This window comes from Desulfosporosinus sp. HMP52, from assembly GCF_000765145.1.
In the GTDB taxonomy this organism is placed as follows: Bacteria; Bacillota; Desulfitobacteriia; order Desulfitobacteriales; family Desulfitobacteriaceae; genus Desulfosporosinus.
On the sequence record NZ_JMGA01000016.1, the window covers coordinates 120703 to 136256 of the forward strand.

Genomic DNA, 15554 nt, shown 5'->3' on the forward strand with positions numbered 1-15554 from the left:
ATTATATCATACAAGCCTTTAACCTGTCAATTTACCTTTTTTGCCCTTATTGTTGTTGAAAATTGACAACTGACCCGGCATCTCGGTATAATAGAGATGGCAGAAAGGAGTGAGGATAGCACACATGGAGCAACTCACTGACCAATTCCAAGACACAGTAAGGTCTCTCTTAATCCGTCACCAGAGCATTTTGGACATCATCTCCAAAGGACAAGAAACCTCAGCTCGGGTTAACCGTGCAGTGGTTAAATCTGTGACCAGTTGTGGATGCCACGCAGTGAATGCTCGTAAAAAACCAATACCACCAGATGCGAGCCTCGCCGATTTGAAGGAGATCTTGGACAGCCAGCTCGAAGGAGCCATTTGTGATAACTGCCAAGATATCATTGCTGCAGAATTGGGAAAACAACTGTTTTACATAGCTGCTTTGGCCAATGCTCTTGACATTTCCCTTAGTGATGTTCTTTACCAAGAACTCAAAAAACTGCAAACACTAACAATTTTCAATTTGACCTAGCAATTCATTAGCTAAATACGGGTTTAAGCAATTAAGCTCCTGCGCCAGCAGGAGCTTTTATATTTATGTTTCCAAATGAAGAGGTTATAGCGGTTTAAACATTTTTTTGCCTGCCCCACACAACGGGCATCTCCATTCATCAGGCAACTCCTCAAAAGGGACATCCTTAGGTATTTTACTCTTTTTGCATCCTTTTTCTGGATTATAGATATATCCACAACTTGAAACCTGGCATTGCCACATTTTGCTTTCTTCGTTCATTCTACTCACCTCCATAACTAGTTTAAACATTATCTCTAAAAAATTCAATGAGTTAGGGGTTCTTTGAGGGACTAAGAAGGAGATTCCCAACGGGCATAAAGCAAAGAAAAATTATCGACCTCAGCAAAGAACACAAAAGAATCAGACCGATACGGCCTGGATCGCGAAATATCTATTCTTCAAATCCCATAACCAACGTTACTCTTGTGTAAAAAATCCTTCTTCATCTTCAGTACTTGGAAATTCCGTTTTAGTCTTAACTCTATCCTTCATCTTCAAATCCAAAATAACATCATAAAGAGTATTCTTCTCAATAATTTCTACATTCTTAAATTTAGAAATATCTCGCATAGAATTTTTAGCAATATAAACTCGCTTAAACCCCATTCTGTCAATCTCCCGAATTCTAGCCTCAATAGCAGGTACCTTTTTTAGTTCTCCGGTAAGTCCTACATCTGCTACAAATACTGTATCATTAGGAATTGCTCGCTCTTTTACAGAAGAAACAATGCACATGATAATTGCCAGACTGACAGATTGTTCTTTAAGCTGGAGACCTCCTGTGGTTTTAATGACTACATTTTTATCGTAGAGGCTGATTCTGCCTCTTTGCTCCAAGATAGAAATCAAAGTGTTTAACTGATCTCTTCTCAAGCACTCTGCTATTCTCGACGGATAGGGGGTAAAGGATTTAGAGACAAGGCTTTCCACTTCAACAATAATTGGCCGCGTTCCCTCTTTGATTACCGTCAAAGCACATCCCGAAACGGTTTGTCCTTCTCCTCTTTGAGTCATAAAGAACTCTGAAGGATTATCAATGGATTGCATTCCTTCTTCTGTCATTGAAAAAAAGCCTATTTCTCCTGTACTTCCAAATCGGTTTTTTGAACACCAAGCTCCCCGTAGTTCTTCCCCATTCTCACCGTTTAGAATCAAGACAGCATCTACCAAATGTTCCAGAGCACGGAGCCCGGCAATTTCATCATCCTTCGTCATTTGCCCAACCATGATTACTGCTCTGGGCCGATTGTTGTTCTTAGCGATTTTCAGGAGTTCGTTGGCACACTCCATTGTCTGAATCGGTGAACCCGGGCGGGAATTGTGCTCTTCCAGAGAAAAGGTCTGAATACTGTCAATAATAATCAGATCCGGATCCAGCTCCTCAATTGAGGCTAAAACATGGTTCATGCTCGTATCAGATAATACCCAGATGCTGCTCCTAGAGCCATTAAGAATTCTATCAGAACGATTTTTGATTTGACTATCACTTTCTTCGGCTGAAGCATACAAGACTTTATAACCCTTCTTAGCAACATCATCAGCGACTTGTAACAGCAACGTCGACTTTCCTGCGCCCGGTCGGGCAGTCAAGATAATGATCGAATCCTTAACAATGCCACCACCCAGTACTCGGTTGAATTCACTGATACCGGTTACAATTCTATCGCTATTACCCGCTAAGACCTCAAACAACCTCTTCGGCGCAGACTTTCTCTGACTTTGTGGGGTCATAGTTTTAGGCTGACTTACTGTCTCCTCTAAAGTATTCCATTCTTCACACTTTGGACACTTTCCCAACCATCTAAGGCTTTCGGAGCCGCAATTTGAACACCGATAAATAACTTTAATCTTCAATCCAACGCCTCATTTCTGGAAGACGATTTCTAACTGCCTTGAAACTAATTATACTCTTTATTCCTACATTATAAAGGCAGAATAGAAGGAGCAATGTACGCATTGCTCCTTCTATGTCGGTCATCACTTTTCTCTGGAATCAGAGAGCATCAACTTTTGGAAAATTTCATTTTCCCCTCTTCTGCTTCAACGATAATCCGGTCTCCGTTTTTAAAGACCCCTTCAAGTATTTTTTCAGAGAGTGCATCTTCAATTAATCGTTGAATTGCTCTGCGCAAAGGCCGTGCTCCAAAAACGGGATCATTACCCTCTTTGGCAATTAGTTCAATGGCACTCTGCTCTACCTGTAGTTCCAAGCCATTCTCACTCAAGCGCTTATTGACTTGGCGCGTTAAAATGTCGGCAATCTTCAGTAAGTGTTCATCTTGGAGGGAATGGAAGACTACTATCTCGTCAATCCGATTTAAAAACTCCGGGCGGAAGGAGCGCTTTAATTCTTCCATTACATGCCCGCGCATATTCTTATAATCCGTCTTTTCATCTTTTTTAGGAGCGAAGCCCATTGCTTCTTTTTTCAGGAAGGAGGAGCCGACATTGGAAGTCATGATGATTACAGTATTTCTAAAGTCAACGGTTCTTCCTTTGGTGTCTGTTAAGCGCCCATCTTCCAGGACTTGGAGCAAGATATTAAATGCTTCAGGATGGGCTTTTTCGATTTCATCGAGCAAGACAACACTATAGGGTTTACGTCTTACCGCCTCTGTAAGCTGCCCTCCCTCATCATGTCCAACGTATCCCGGAGGCGCTCCCACAAGGCGAGAAACCGCATGCTTTTCCATATACTCTGACATGTCAATTCGAATAAGAGCTTTCTCGTCCCCGAACATCCCCTCTGCTAATGCCCTTCCCAGCTCGGTTTTTCCGACACCTGTTGGACCAAGGAATATGAAGGAGCCGATAGGTCTTTTAGGATCCTTTAAACCCGCCCTCGCTCTGCGAACAGCTCGAGCCACAGCAGTGACTGCATCTTCCTGACCAATGAGTCTTTGGTGCAGAAGATCTTCAAGATGTAGAAGCCGTTCACTTTCCTCTTCAGCGAGTTTCTTAACAGGAATCCCCGTCCAGCTGGCAACAATCTGAGCAATATCCTCCCCAGTAACCATTGCGTTTTCTTTATAGCGCTGATGCTCCCAAGCTCCACGTTGCTCAGCTAATTCAGCTCGTAATTTTTGCTCCTGATCACGTAATCCCGCAGCCTTCTCAAACTCCTGACTGGAAACAGCCGCTTCTTTCTCTTTCTTTAAACGTTCCGCTTCTTCCTCCAGTAATTTCAGATCAGGTGGAGCCATAAAACTAGCCAGTCGAACCCGGGAAGCTGCTTCATCCATTAAATCAATGGCTTTATCCGGTAGAAAGCGATCTGAGATATAGCGATCGGATAAACGGGCAGCGGCTTCAATGGATTCATCAGTGATTTTCACCCGATGATGAGCCTCATAGCGATCTCTTAAACCACGTAGTATGATAACAGCTTCCTCCACAGTCGGCTCCCCCACTGTAATAGGTTGGAAACGACGTTCTAAAGCAGAATCCTTCTCAATATATTTTCGATATTCCTCAAGAGTTGTAGCTCCAATGCACTGTAATTCACCTCTAGCTAAAGCAGGCTTTAAGATATTAGCAGCGTCAATTGCACCTTCAGCAGCACCGGCCCCTATTAAGGTATGCAATTCATCAATGAACAAAATAATGTTTCCATCGGCCCGAATCTCTTCCATAACTTTCTTAAGCCGCTCCTCAAATTCACCCCGGTATTTACTTCCGGCGACCATGGCTGACAAGTCTAGGGTAATGACCCGCTTATTTACCAAAATTTCAGGAACTCTATTATTAACAATCCCTTGAGCCAACCCTTCGGCAATGGCGGTTTTTCCCACCCCCGGCTCCCCAATTAAAGCCGGATTATTTTTGGTGCGCCGACTCAAGACTTGTATGACTCGCTCTATTTCCTTTTCCCTTCCGATTACAGGATCCAAACGTCCTTCCCTGGCTTGTAAAGTCAGATCTCTTCCAAACTCATTTAAGGCTGGTGTATTCACTGAACCGGCATTTTTGGAAGCCGGAACTGAATTAGCAACCGGTATGGCAGCTTCATCAAACTCCCCACCCAGTAATTTGGCAACTTGTTTCCATACCCTTTCAGGACTTACATTAAGATTTGCTAAGATACGAGCAGCAATTCCCTCTCCTTCCATGATGAGACCCAAAAGTAAGTGCTCAGTTCCAATATAATTAACTTCTTGGCGATGAGCTTCCTCATTAGCCAATTCTAAGACTCTTTTTACCCGAGGAGTGAAACCCACTTCCCCTTTAATTGCCTGGCCAACTCCCGTGATTTGTTCAATCTGACCTAGTATCTTTGCAAGATCTAAGTTCATTCCCGTTAGAGCTTGGGCAGCAATACCTTCTCCTTCTTTAATAAGTCCCAATAAAACATGCTCAGTCCCTACAACTTGATGGCCCATTCTTTTGGCTTCTTCTTGGGCAAGCGCTAATACCTTTTGTGCTCGTTCAGTATAACGTCCCTTCATTATCTTTCATCCTTTCTGTCCTTTGTCCTATACTTCTATGATTTCATTTATTCAGATGTCTAAACCGGATCTAAGCAATCCGTTCTCGTACCAAACGTGCCCGTTCCTGATCCCGCTGACCGGGATCCAGTTCTCGGTCAAGGATATACTGTAAGCACCCCGGACGGGTATCAACAATTAAGGTTGCAAAACAATCCTTAGTTTTAGGCAATAGACCCATGTCTGTACCTAAGCGATCATGGGATAAAAGATGCATTGCATCTTCAGAGGAAAGCAATCGAGCGTTCTGCAAGGTTCCTCTGGCTCGCCAAACCTTATCTTCTAACAGTACCGGAGTCTGCTGACGAAGAAGATCCCGAGCCTGTAGTTCGTGCTCAACAATCTGTCCGGTTACCGCGTCCAAATGAGAGAGGATGTCTTCTTCACTTTTGCCGAGAGTAATTTGGTTCGAAATTTGATAGATATGCCCAAAAGCTTGTGACCCCTCACCATATAACCCGCGTACAGCAAGCCCCAAACGAGTCACTGCACCTAAAACCTGCTGAACTTGTTTTGTGATAACAAGTCCCGGCAAATGAACCATAACCGAAGCTCTTAACCCTGTCCCTACATTAGTAGGACAAGAGGTTAGATATCCTTGACTCTCTCTATAAGCAAAATCTAGCTTTGCCTCTAATCGATCATCGAGGGCTGTTGCTAAGCGATGTGATTCTAGAAGTTGATTTCCTGGCAAAAGCACTTGAATTCGTAGATGATCTTCTTCATTGACCATTACCGCATAGCGATGATCAGGAGCCAAGGCTACACCTCTAGCCCCAGTGGACCCTCCCAAACTTGGACTAATCAGATGTTTTTCTACAAGAACTTGTTGTTCGATAGTATTCAGTTCTGTTAAAGGTATATAAATCAGATCAACATTATTACCCTCATTATCCACTAAAACTTGGGCAACTGTTTTTTCAACCTGGGCAGCACCTTCTGAATTAAGCCCATGGGGAAAAGGAAAATCATCAAGGTTACGTGCTAACCTCACTCGGCTGCTTATAACAACCGGAGAATCAGTTTCGCTCATCCAGGCGCTGTGCTGCAACAATAGTTCCTTACGATTCACTTTTTTCCCCTCCCTTTGATTGCTCAAATTTACGGATCTGATCTCTTACTACAGCAGCCTCTTCAAAGGCTTCTTGTTGAATCAAGGCTTGGAGTTTTTCTTTAAGTTTTCGTTGTTCCAGGCGATTTCTGAGATCTGCTCCCCGTCTTGCCGGAATCTTTCCGACATTTTGACCGCCTCCATGAACTCTCCTCAACAATGGTTCAAGCTGCTTTTCAAAGGTTTCATAACAGGTACTGCACCCAAGTTTTCCGACTTGCGTAATTTGGGAGAAGCTGATTCCACATTTAGGGCAGGTCATCTCTGCCGGTTGGTCTTTTGTAGGGGCATTAAAGCCAAAGAGTGCCTGTAAGAACTCGGGAACTATGGCTGGGTGAAAGACAAAACTTACCTCTTGGGTATTTTTGGCGCACGCCTCGCAAAGATGAACCTCCCGAGTTTTTCCATTCTCTGTTATGAAGAATTGCATAATAGCTTCTTTTTGTTTACAATGCTGACAAAGCATTTCAAAACCCCCTTTTAGACTAAATCATCTCGACTCAGTGTTGTTAAAATATCTTTCATTAGAGATGCACGCAATGTGTCCCAATCTCTAAATTCTCCTGCTAAATTGTTTCCCGAAAGGATGCTCTTAATCAAGGCAGCCTCCCGAATTGTCACTAACTCCTCATCTAAGAGCCTGTTAACCAAAGCATTTGATCGATCACGAGAGAGGTGTTCTCCAATCAATTGGCGCATAACCTGCTGGTACTGTCCCTCAATTCCGAGGCCCAAGCGAATAATCCTAAGATACCCCCCGCCCCCCCGCCGACTTTCCACCAGGTATCCACGTTCAACTGTAAATCGGGTATCTAATACGTAGTTAATCTGCGATGGGACACATTCAAACTCTCCTGCAAGTTCGCTTCTTTGTAACACAATGTAACCTTCTGTCGTCTTCTCTAAAATCTGTTTTAGGTATTCTTCAATGCGATCCGCTAGGTTTCCCATTGCTTATGTCTCCTTGTCAGTTAATATTTTTTAGATTATTGACCTTTCCTGACCTTCTATTAATATGATACCGAACTTCTATTAAATTTGCAAAGATTTTTATAAAAAAAATAAGAAGGCACTAGTAATTTATACTAGCCCTTCCTCCTGAACAATATGCAAAGGGATACCCTATTTCGAGAACAAAACAAAGTAGAACCATGAAGATAAGGTTAAAATACCAACACTCCCTAACAGCCAAATTACCGGTTGGCCTTCGATGCGCTTAGTATAAACATCTTTCCGTGGAAACTCGTCCCAGATTTGCTCTATCTCTTTGGAATGCGATGGTTTATCTATTAAATTATCTATCGGTTTATCCGTTGATTCACCAAGCTTTCGCATCCCGGTTTTGGATGAAGTCACTCGCGGGGATATGTCATTCCATTGTAAGGTACCCTGTAGCATAAGCTGTAGTTCCCTTGAACTTAACGATACATATTTTTCTTTCATGGTTGCCTCCACTAATCTCGGATCAAGGACTATAAAGAATTTGCCCACGTATGCTATTCGCGACCTACAAAAAAAATCCCTGCTGCTTGAGCAAGGACGTTTGTCCTGAAATATTTACATAATCACCCTTTATAAGCCATCTAGCTTCAAATAACCAGCAAGGTGTTGCTTAGTTGGCATATTTCATGTTTAGACTTCAATTAATTCCCGTGGAGTCGTAGATAAATATCGCGCGCCTAGTTCAGATTCGATGACAACAGTATCTTCAATTCCGACAACTCCAACTCCTGGAAAAACAAACTTTGGTTCGATTGCTACAACCATCCCCCTTTTTAAAACTGCTTTTGAACCTTTACTGATGGTTGGAAGTTCATCCAGTTCCAGCCCCACTCCATGTCCGATAAAACTAACTCTGCTTGTTCCCAAACCCATAAAATTCTCCCCATAAGGAGTATTCTCACTAACCCACCCTAGAATTTCCTCATAGATATCACCGGCAATCCTTCCCGGAATTAAGGCACTCCGGATTCTCTCTTCAACCAACCGGGCAGTTTCATAGGCCATTCTAAGCTCTTGAGATAAAGGCTTCAAGCTTAATATTCTAGTTTGATCAATTTGATAGCCGTTGACCACTGTTACCATATCCACAACGATTGGTTCACCTATTTGAATCTTATCCATTGATGCGCCATTTGGATGAGCAACTGAAATACCTAAACCGGTTACCGGCCCATCAAAACTACTGCGTACAGCAGCCCGTGCACCTGCAGTTATTACACCGACATGAAACTCTGAATCAAATCCTCTCATTCGGACATGCCCCCCATGCCCTAATGCTCTGGCTTTGCCTTCTAATAAACCCTCAAGTTCAACTTCTGTCATACCCGGCCGAAGAACTTCCCTAGCGAATTCCAGGACTATGGGCAAGATTTGGGCACTCTCCTCCAGCCTGGCTATCTCCCAGTCTGATTTTACTGAACGCTGCAGACGAATTTCACCGGAAATATCTACTAATGTAATCTCTGGGAAGGATTTGCGATAACGTTCAAAATTATTTACCGGAAGAACGTCTAGTTCTAAACCCATTACTCTTGGCAAAGGAAGTCCTGCTTCTTGAATATCTTTGGGAATTTTCGATATCCCTTTCAAGGGGATCACCTCCCAAGAACTTTCACTCTTGGCTCTCTCAAAATCCCGATAAGCCAGCACAATTGGCTTCCCTTTATCCGGGATATAGACATGCACATTTTGCGCTGTTCCGCTGAAATAGAGAGTATCTGCCCTTTGAACCAAAAGCGCACCTTCAGCACCTTTTTTCTGGAGACTTACTTGAAAATCCGCTACTCTCTTTTGTAGCTCTGTTAATGGTGTCCTCACTCATTCTCTCCCCCTCGTTTACTTAATATTCCGAATCTTTTACTACTATTATGTTCACTTTCTTCTAAGATTGCAAGGTTTATCCTTATTAAAACAAGTGTGTCTTGAGGAAGTGCGACCCAGCCTCGGTTTCCGAGTGTTTAGGAGCCATTCAAAAACTTACTTGCCAAAATTTCAAGGTAGTAATTAAAAAGCAGTCTGCTTTCACTTCGATGGAAGTGGAAGAGACTGCTTTTGCTTTGCTGCCGGGTGAAATGCAGCTGTAGAACCAAGATTTATAAGTTTGAGAACAACTATACTAGTATTTCTCCGGCAGTTCTTCAAAGTAACCCTGGGGATGAGCACAGGCGGGACATTGACCTGGTGCCTCAGGGCCTTCATGAATATAACCACAGTTTGTGCATTTCCACACTGTTGGGGAATCTTTCTTGAAAATAGTCCCCTGCTCAATCCCCTTAGCATAATGATCAAACCGTGTCATATGATGTTTCTCGACTTCGGCAATTTTCTTAAAGGCTACAGATATATCGGAGAAACCTTCCTTCTCGGCGATATCGGCAAACTTTGAGTAGATTTCAGCCCACTCTTCCCTTTCTCCTGCAGCTGCAGCTTTTAAGTTTGTCAGGGTATCTTTATAAACCAACGGATAATCGGCGTCTACATGGATAATCTCTGTCTCTTCCTTTGTGTGAGCAACAAGAAGTTTATAGAAGACCTTAGCATGCTCCTTCTCATTATCTGCCGTTTCTTCAAAAACAGCTTGGATATGTTGATACCCCTCATTCTTAGCAACTCCGGCAAAAAATGCATAACGATTACGTGCTTGTGACTCTCCTGCAAAGGCATCGCTTAAGTTTTTGAAGGTCTTAGTTTCCGAGAATTTCATAATTCACACACTCCTTTTCGGTAGTGTCTCACAACTGACCCATTTTTTATGCTTAAAAACTTTGACTTTTGATCTACGAGACCATCAAATCTTGTACTAAGTCTTAAATATTGCTTTAAGCAGTTATGAAGGTTTCCTTATAGGAATGTCGAATTATTATTGAAGGGAAACTATACACCTAAGGTGGTCTTACTTTGAAATTCAAACCTCTAGATATTCCGCCCGCAGTCATGATTTTAATTATTGGCGGATTTACACAATCAGCCGGTCATTCTCTGATGTGGCCCTTAAATAGTCTCTTTATGCATTCTGTATTAAACCGTACATTAACAGAAGCCGGTACACTGCTTGCAATTCAATCAGCAGTCTCTCTAATTGGCCAAATCTTCAGTGGCTTCCTGGCGGATCGTTTTGGACCCAGACGAATTATGATTATAGGTCTCGTGGGAGCTGTTCTCTCCGTCGGCTCCATAGGTCTCCTGCCTATTTGGGAGGTTTACGTCCCTGGACTTATCTTTTTTGGCTTAGCTCAAGCCTTCATCTTCATTCCACTTAACGCCCTTATAAATTCTATCTGGCCTGAAGGAGGGCGGCGTGGATTCAATCTGCTTTATGTTTCCAATAATGCCGGAGTAGCTGTTGGTACCGCTATAGGAGGATTGATTGCCCAGGTATCATTTCGTCTTATCTTCTCACTTAATGCCATAGCTTTTTTAATTTATCTGCTTTTAGTCCTCATTGGTATTTCTAAGCAAGAAACTCATCCTAAACCGGTACCGACTAGGTCAAAGGCTAAGCGACTATCCAGAGATAGGAGCCTTAATGTACTGTTTTCTTTAGCAGGAGGAATATTCCTAGTCTGGGGAGCCTACGTACAACTTGTGACCATTTTACCGGTGGTAATGAACCAACGAGCTTTCTCTCTAATTTCCTATAGTGTGCTTTGGACGCTTAACGGCGTTTTTATAGTAACATTACAGCCATTTTTAACTTGGATTATTCATAAATGGGCCAACTCTTTCCAACGCCAATTCTATCTGGGCAGTCTTCTTATGACCCTGGGCTATGTAATTTTTTTAGGCCAATTACCTTATATGTCTTATGTGATTGCCATGTTTATAATAACACTAGGGGAAATGCTCATTTTGCCAGCAATACCGGCGGCTGCAGCTCAAATCTCTCCGCCGGGAAAAGAAGGTGCCTATCAAGGGGTTGTGGGGGGAGCTACCTCCGGTGGGCGGATGATTGGCCCCTTATTAGGGGGGATAATGTATGATTTCGGTGGCGGCTCTAATGTATGGATCCTTGCAATTGGCTTTATGGGTATGTCTTTAATTTTGTTTTTCACATATGGAAAAACACTTAAAAACTTTCTCTCTTTCCGAAGTACTAATCAGAGTCTTAATTAGAGTGTTACTTTCAAACAATTTTATTAACCACTACATAAGGTAACCACACCTTACAAAAACTGATCCTTAGATTGAATAAAGAACAAACTGTATGTCGGAAAGGAACTCTGCCAATGTCATATTATACAAAACCTTATATATATTGTCCTTTATGTGCTAACCCTCTTAAAAAAACTGTGATCGACAACCAACTTCGGAGCTCATGTCCAAACTGCTCCTATATTGATTGGGGGAATTTTTCTCTTGGAGTCGGAGGGGTACTCTGGAATAATGAAAAAGTTCTTCTTGTACAACGCAACCATAATCCCGGTAAAGGAGTATGGACAATCCCAGGAGGATACGTTAATCAAGAAGAACCAATTGAGGAGGCAATTGAACGGGAGATCCTTGAAGAGACTGGGATAAAGGCTAAACCTCTATCGATTATAGCCCTCCGGGATCGACCATCTGAAGATTCCTCCGAGAAACATGATCTATATATTATCTTTTTAATGAGCTTTCAAGGCGGATCTCTTAAAGGACAGAAGGAAGAAGTCAGTAATCTGGGCTTCTTCACCTTAGAACAATGTGCTGCTCTTCAGATTCCTCAACTAACCTTAAAGGCTATCGAGGTTTCCCTTACTGATACTAAAGGTCTTACTAGAGCCAGCGATCTGAAGCTTCTTGGCAGTTTGGCGTCATTTTACCATTTAAGCTAATCCCCGCCTAGAATTTAGTGGTTGCTTATCCTCCTGCTGAAAGGAATCGTAAGCGAAAGGCTTTAAGAATGCCAGTCCAGTCCTCTTCAGTAACTTTAAAAGTTACTTGAGTCGCCGGAACCTGAATTGATCCTATCTGGCAAAGCCATGTATCACTGAGGTCAACCTGCCAGTTGGGCCCAATAAGGGTGCCCCTTTCATCTAATTTTCCCCCGATAGAAATAAAATACTCTAAGAGGTCTCTTCGGGGCATTCCTCTCATCTCCAACGTGTATTCTTTATCTTCCATAGGCTTACACTCCCCTAGGAAGTACAAAGATAGGTTTTTTATTATCTATTCTTTGTACCTCCGTCAATTAAATGCCTAATTGCAGCAATTGGATGAGTATAGATCATTCTTGGGCCCGAATAACGCATTACTTCTTTAATTTTGCTACGCATGAGGGGTTTATAACAATGTACCGGACATTTAGAGCAGGTTGGCTTACTTTCCCCAAATTTGCAATGATCTAGGCGATTCATGGCATAGTCAGATAAATCCTGACAACCCAGGCACAATTCACCCTTAGTGTGGTGATGCCTTTTGCAATACAGCTTAATCATCCTCTGCACAGTAGCTTTTTCACGATCTAACCTAATTCCTATCTAACTCATCTCCCTTTCATGCTATGCATGTTATTGAGCAATTAGGGGAATCTACCTTTGATACTTTATTAAAGGAGGCTGCTTATAATGGCAAAGAAGACCAATAATAAATCTCGAAAACCCGATAATACTGAGAAAATTCCTTTTCCTCATGAATCTGATAAAATTGGCAAAGACGTATCAAAAGAACGTGTTTAAACCGGCTAATTTTCTGTAGCACTGTCACTGACCCTCAATTTGAGGGTCAGTGGCAGCTTTTTTGTTCTTCTAGGCAATCTTGAAGGTACAATGCCGCAGCTGGGTTATTAATGCCAACCTTATTTAATTGGATTTAAATAGGTTTAGAAACTCCTTGGGAATACTAGCCTCATAACGTACTTCTTCTCCACTGATTGGGTGTTTGAAGGCTAACACCCGGGCATGAAGTCCCAGGCGCGCAATTGGTTGCTTTGTCGAACCATACTTTTTATCGCCAATTACACTATGTCCAATATCCTTCATATGAACCCGAATTTGATTTTTTCTCCCAGTTTCTAAATTTACTTCTAATAAAGAGTAATGTTTATTTTTCTTAAGCACTTTGTAATGAGTTATTGCTTTCTGTCCACCATTAGGAGTACGACTCGAGTACATGATGAAGGCCTTACTCTCAGTAAGCCAAGAAGTAATTGTACCTTCTTCCTTGTTTACGGAGCCTTCTACTACCGCAACATAAGTCCGCTCTAAGACTGTTTCTTTCCAGGATTTTTGCATCATTTGTTGTATCTTTTCACTTTTGGCAAACATCATTACTCCACTCGTCTCTCGGTCAAGACGATGCAGCACAAAGATCTTATTTTTAGGATCTCTTTTCTTAACATGATCGCTTAAGATACTATAAGCGGTCTGTTCCTTTTCGGAATCTGTAGCAATCGAGAGGAGCCCGGCCTGTTTCTCAATGATTATTAGATATGGATCTTCATAAACAATATTTAGACCCTCAGGTTGCTTTTCTATCAACACCTTATTCCAATTCACGACAACTTGTTGCCCTTCTTGAAGAGGATAGTCAAATTTTGATGTAATCTCAGACCCCACGGAAATCTGACGATGAGCCAAAAGAGACTTAATATCTTTGCGGCTTTTCTCAGGAAATTTAGTCATCAGGAACTTCATCAGCTCAACCGGCTCAGTTACCTCAAGCCGGGTTTTTCTTTCCTTTTCAGTCATTGCTTTTTGCTCCCTTTAAAGATATACATTTTGCATACCCCTTCGTTTATGTATTTACTTCTCTAAAAAATCTATAGCCCTCAGAGGAAGGCCCGAGCGACCCATTTTCGTCCTTGTTAATCTCTCAATTTTACCAGCTATTACTGTCAACGGCAAATTCAATATCCCAAGCAAAACAAAAAGGGCCCTTGCGGGCCCTTTTTAGACTTAAGGAAAACTCCTATTTATATTGATTAGCAAGTCTCTTCTTAAGGTTTTCAGCTACGAGTGCAGGCTCAATAGGATTCCTAGCAATTCCACTTTCGATAGCAGCTTTTGCCGTTGCGGCAGCAACAGCCGGAGCTACTTCAGGATTCAAGGTGCTAGGCATAATAAAGTTAGCATTGAGCTCTTCCGCAGAGACGCACTCAGCAATTGCTTTTGCAGCTGCAATCTTCATAGCATCATTAATATCAGTTGCCCTGACATCAATAGCGCCACGGAACATACCAGGGAAGGCTAATACATTATTTATTTGATTTATCACATCAGAGCGACCTGTAGAAATGACAGCTGCGCCAGCCTCAAAAGCTCTTTCTATTGGCCAAATCTCAGGAATGGGGTTGGCCTGACAGAAGACAATAGGATCTTTGGCCATTGATCTGATCATTTCTTCGTTAAGAACGTCTGCTGCCGATACTCCAATAAAGACATCAGCACCTACCAGCGCTCCCGCAAGGTCTCCGCTATATTTTTCAGGGTTAGTTGCTGCAGCAATTTGTTCTTTCCAAGGGTTCATACCTACTGTACGGCCTTGGTAAATTGCTCCTTTGGTATCACACATGATAACGTTTTTGAGACCTACACTCATCAACAGCTTGATGATTGCAATTCCCGCCGCACCTGCACCATTAGCCACGACTTTAATATCTTCAATATTTTTGCCGACAACTTTAAGGGCATTGTAGAGTCCAGCCAAGGTTACAACTGCTGTTCCATGCTGATCATCATGGAAAATAGGTCCTTTAAAAATCCCACGGGCTTTGAGTCCTTCTTCAATTTGAAAACACTCAGGAGCTTTAATATCTTCTAAGTTGACACCTCCGAAAGTAGGTGCTGTCAATTCGACGATCTCAATTATTTTGTCAACATCTTTGGTATTAACACAAAGCGGAAATGCATCCACATCGCCAAAGGTTTTAAAGAGAAGAGCTTTACCCTCCATAACAGGCATAGAGGCTGCAGCACCAAGATCTCCAAGTCCTAGAATAGCCGTTCCGTTGGAGACAATGCTGACAAAATTGGCATGGTTTGTATAAATATCAAGGTTCTCAAGATCTTTTCCGATTTCTTTGACAGGCTCAGCAACTCCAGGAGAATAGGCGAGCGTCAGGTCATCTCTGTCACTAGCTGGGCATGTTACTCTTACTTCGAGTTTACCTGGTCTCGCTGCATGAAAAGCCAGGGCTTCCTCACGAAGGTTCTTAATGCGACTCATATGCATCTCCCTCTCATACCTTATTAGTTTACGAGTAGCGGCAATAACTTTTCAAGAAATTGTTTGGTTACCCCTTTTAGAATGAGGTAACCAAACAACCTTCAATTTATCCGATGACTACCAGCCGTAAGACTCCCATCTTCTATAAGTGGGAGATAACGGCTGCTACGTCCCTGGATAAGTTCCTCTAAGCTTCAGCTGGAGTAAGTATTCCTCTTAGGCAAACTCCATCTGAAGCTAAGAGTCACTTGATTAC

The 15554-nt window shown here is 42.4% G+C and carries 16 protein-coding genes; 3 read left to right on the plus strand and 13 right to left on the minus strand.

Annotated elements, in window-relative coordinates; genetic code table 11:
- The first annotated feature begins 124 nt into the window (after positions 1 to 124).
- Positions 125 to 517, plus strand: coding sequence for a hypothetical protein (locus tag DP73_RS06215; RefSeq protein WP_034598270.1), 393 nt, complete (start codon positions 125 to 127; stop codon positions 515 to 517).
- An 84-nt stretch (positions 518 to 601) separates the two neighbouring features.
- Here DP73_RS06215 and DP73_RS06220 read toward each other — a convergent pair whose 3' ends face one another.
- The 9 genes from DP73_RS06220 to rbr form a co-directional block, all read right to left on the minus strand.
- Positions 602 to 778 (minus strand): rubredoxin, encoded by a 177-nt coding sequence (locus DP73_RS06220; RefSeq protein WP_034598271.1) that lies wholly within the window; start codon positions 776 to 778, stop codon positions 602 to 604.
- A 198-nt stretch (positions 779 to 976) separates the two neighbouring features.
- Complete coding sequence (gene radA, locus DP73_RS06225) at positions 977 to 2413, minus strand: DNA repair protein RadA (protein WP_034598272.1); 1437 nt, start codon at positions 2411 to 2413, stop codon at positions 977 to 979.
- 149 nt (positions 2414 to 2562) lie between these two features.
- A complete protein-coding gene (locus tag DP73_RS06230; protein WP_034598273.1) occupies positions 2563 to 5004 on the minus strand; it encodes an ATP-dependent Clp protease ATP-binding subunit in 2442 nt (813 codons plus the stop codon).
- Positions 5005 to 5074: 70 nt separating this feature from the next.
- Complete coding sequence (locus DP73_RS06235; protein ID WP_034598274.1) at positions 5075 to 6115, minus strand: protein arginine kinase; 1041 nt, start codon at positions 6113 to 6115, stop codon at positions 5075 to 5077.
- Positions 6105 to 6620 carry a UvrB/UvrC motif-containing protein gene (locus DP73_RS06240; RefSeq protein WP_034598275.1) on the minus strand — a complete coding sequence of 172 codons (516 nt, stop codon included), beginning with the start codon at positions 6618 to 6620 and terminating at the stop codon, positions 6105 to 6107. Before DP73_RS06240 ends, DP73_RS06235 begins: the two co-directional genes overlap by 11 nt.
- A 14-nt stretch (positions 6621 to 6634) precedes the next feature.
- Positions 6635 to 7105 (minus strand): CtsR family transcriptional regulator, encoded by a 471-nt coding sequence (locus tag DP73_RS06245; protein WP_014901199.1) that lies wholly within the window; start codon positions 7103 to 7105, stop codon positions 6635 to 6637.
- A 171-nt stretch (positions 7106 to 7276) separates the two neighbouring features.
- Positions 7277 to 7597 (minus strand): hypothetical protein, encoded by a 321-nt coding sequence (locus DP73_RS06250; protein WP_034598277.1) that lies wholly within the window; start codon positions 7595 to 7597, stop codon positions 7277 to 7279.
- A 189-nt stretch (positions 7598 to 7786) separates the two neighbouring features.
- Positions 7787 to 8974: a Xaa-Pro peptidase family protein gene (locus DP73_RS06255; protein ID WP_034598278.1), complete on the minus strand. Its 1188-nt coding sequence runs from the start codon at positions 8972 to 8974 to the stop codon at positions 7787 to 7789.
- 298 nt (positions 8975 to 9272) lie between these two features.
- On the minus strand, positions 9273 to 9860 hold the full coding sequence (gene rbr / locus DP73_RS06260) for a rubrerythrin (protein WP_034598280.1): 588 nt from the start codon (positions 9858 to 9860) through the stop codon (positions 9273 to 9275).
- A gap of 194 nt (positions 9861 to 10054) precedes the next feature.
- Here rbr and DP73_RS06265 point away from each other — a divergent pair, with 194 nt between their 5' ends.
- Entirely contained in the window at positions 10055 to 11269 is a 1215-nt protein-coding gene (locus tag DP73_RS06265; protein WP_034598283.1) for an MFS transporter, read from the plus strand.
- 113 nt (positions 11270 to 11382) lie between these two features.
- Positions 11383 to 11967 carry an NUDIX hydrolase gene (locus DP73_RS06270; RefSeq protein ID WP_034598285.1) on the plus strand — a complete coding sequence of 195 codons (585 nt, stop codon included), beginning with the start codon at positions 11383 to 11385 and terminating at the stop codon, positions 11965 to 11967.
- 25 nt (positions 11968 to 11992) lie between these two features.
- On the opposite strand, the gene DP73_RS06275 is transcribed toward DP73_RS06270, so the two are convergent.
- The 4 genes from DP73_RS06275 to DP73_RS06285 form a co-directional block, all read right to left on the minus strand.
- Complete coding sequence (locus DP73_RS06275; RefSeq protein WP_034598286.1) at positions 11993 to 12256, minus strand: hypothetical protein; 264 nt, start codon at positions 12254 to 12256, stop codon at positions 11993 to 11995.
- 41 nt (positions 12257 to 12297) lie between these two features.
- Complete coding sequence (locus DP73_RS22420; protein ID WP_128751385.1) at positions 12298 to 12612, minus strand: nitrous oxide-stimulated promoter family protein; 315 nt, start codon at positions 12610 to 12612, stop codon at positions 12298 to 12300.
- 321 nt (positions 12613 to 12933) lie between these two features.
- A complete protein-coding gene (locus tag DP73_RS06280; RefSeq protein WP_034598287.1) occupies positions 12934 to 13821 on the minus strand; it encodes an RluA family pseudouridine synthase in 888 nt (295 codons plus the stop codon).
- Between the two features lie 220 nt (positions 13822 to 14041).
- A complete protein-coding gene (locus DP73_RS06285; RefSeq protein WP_034598288.1) occupies positions 14042 to 15298 on the minus strand; it encodes a malic enzyme-like NAD(P)-binding protein in 1257 nt (418 codons plus the stop codon).
- Positions 15299 to 15554: the final 256 nt, after the last annotated feature.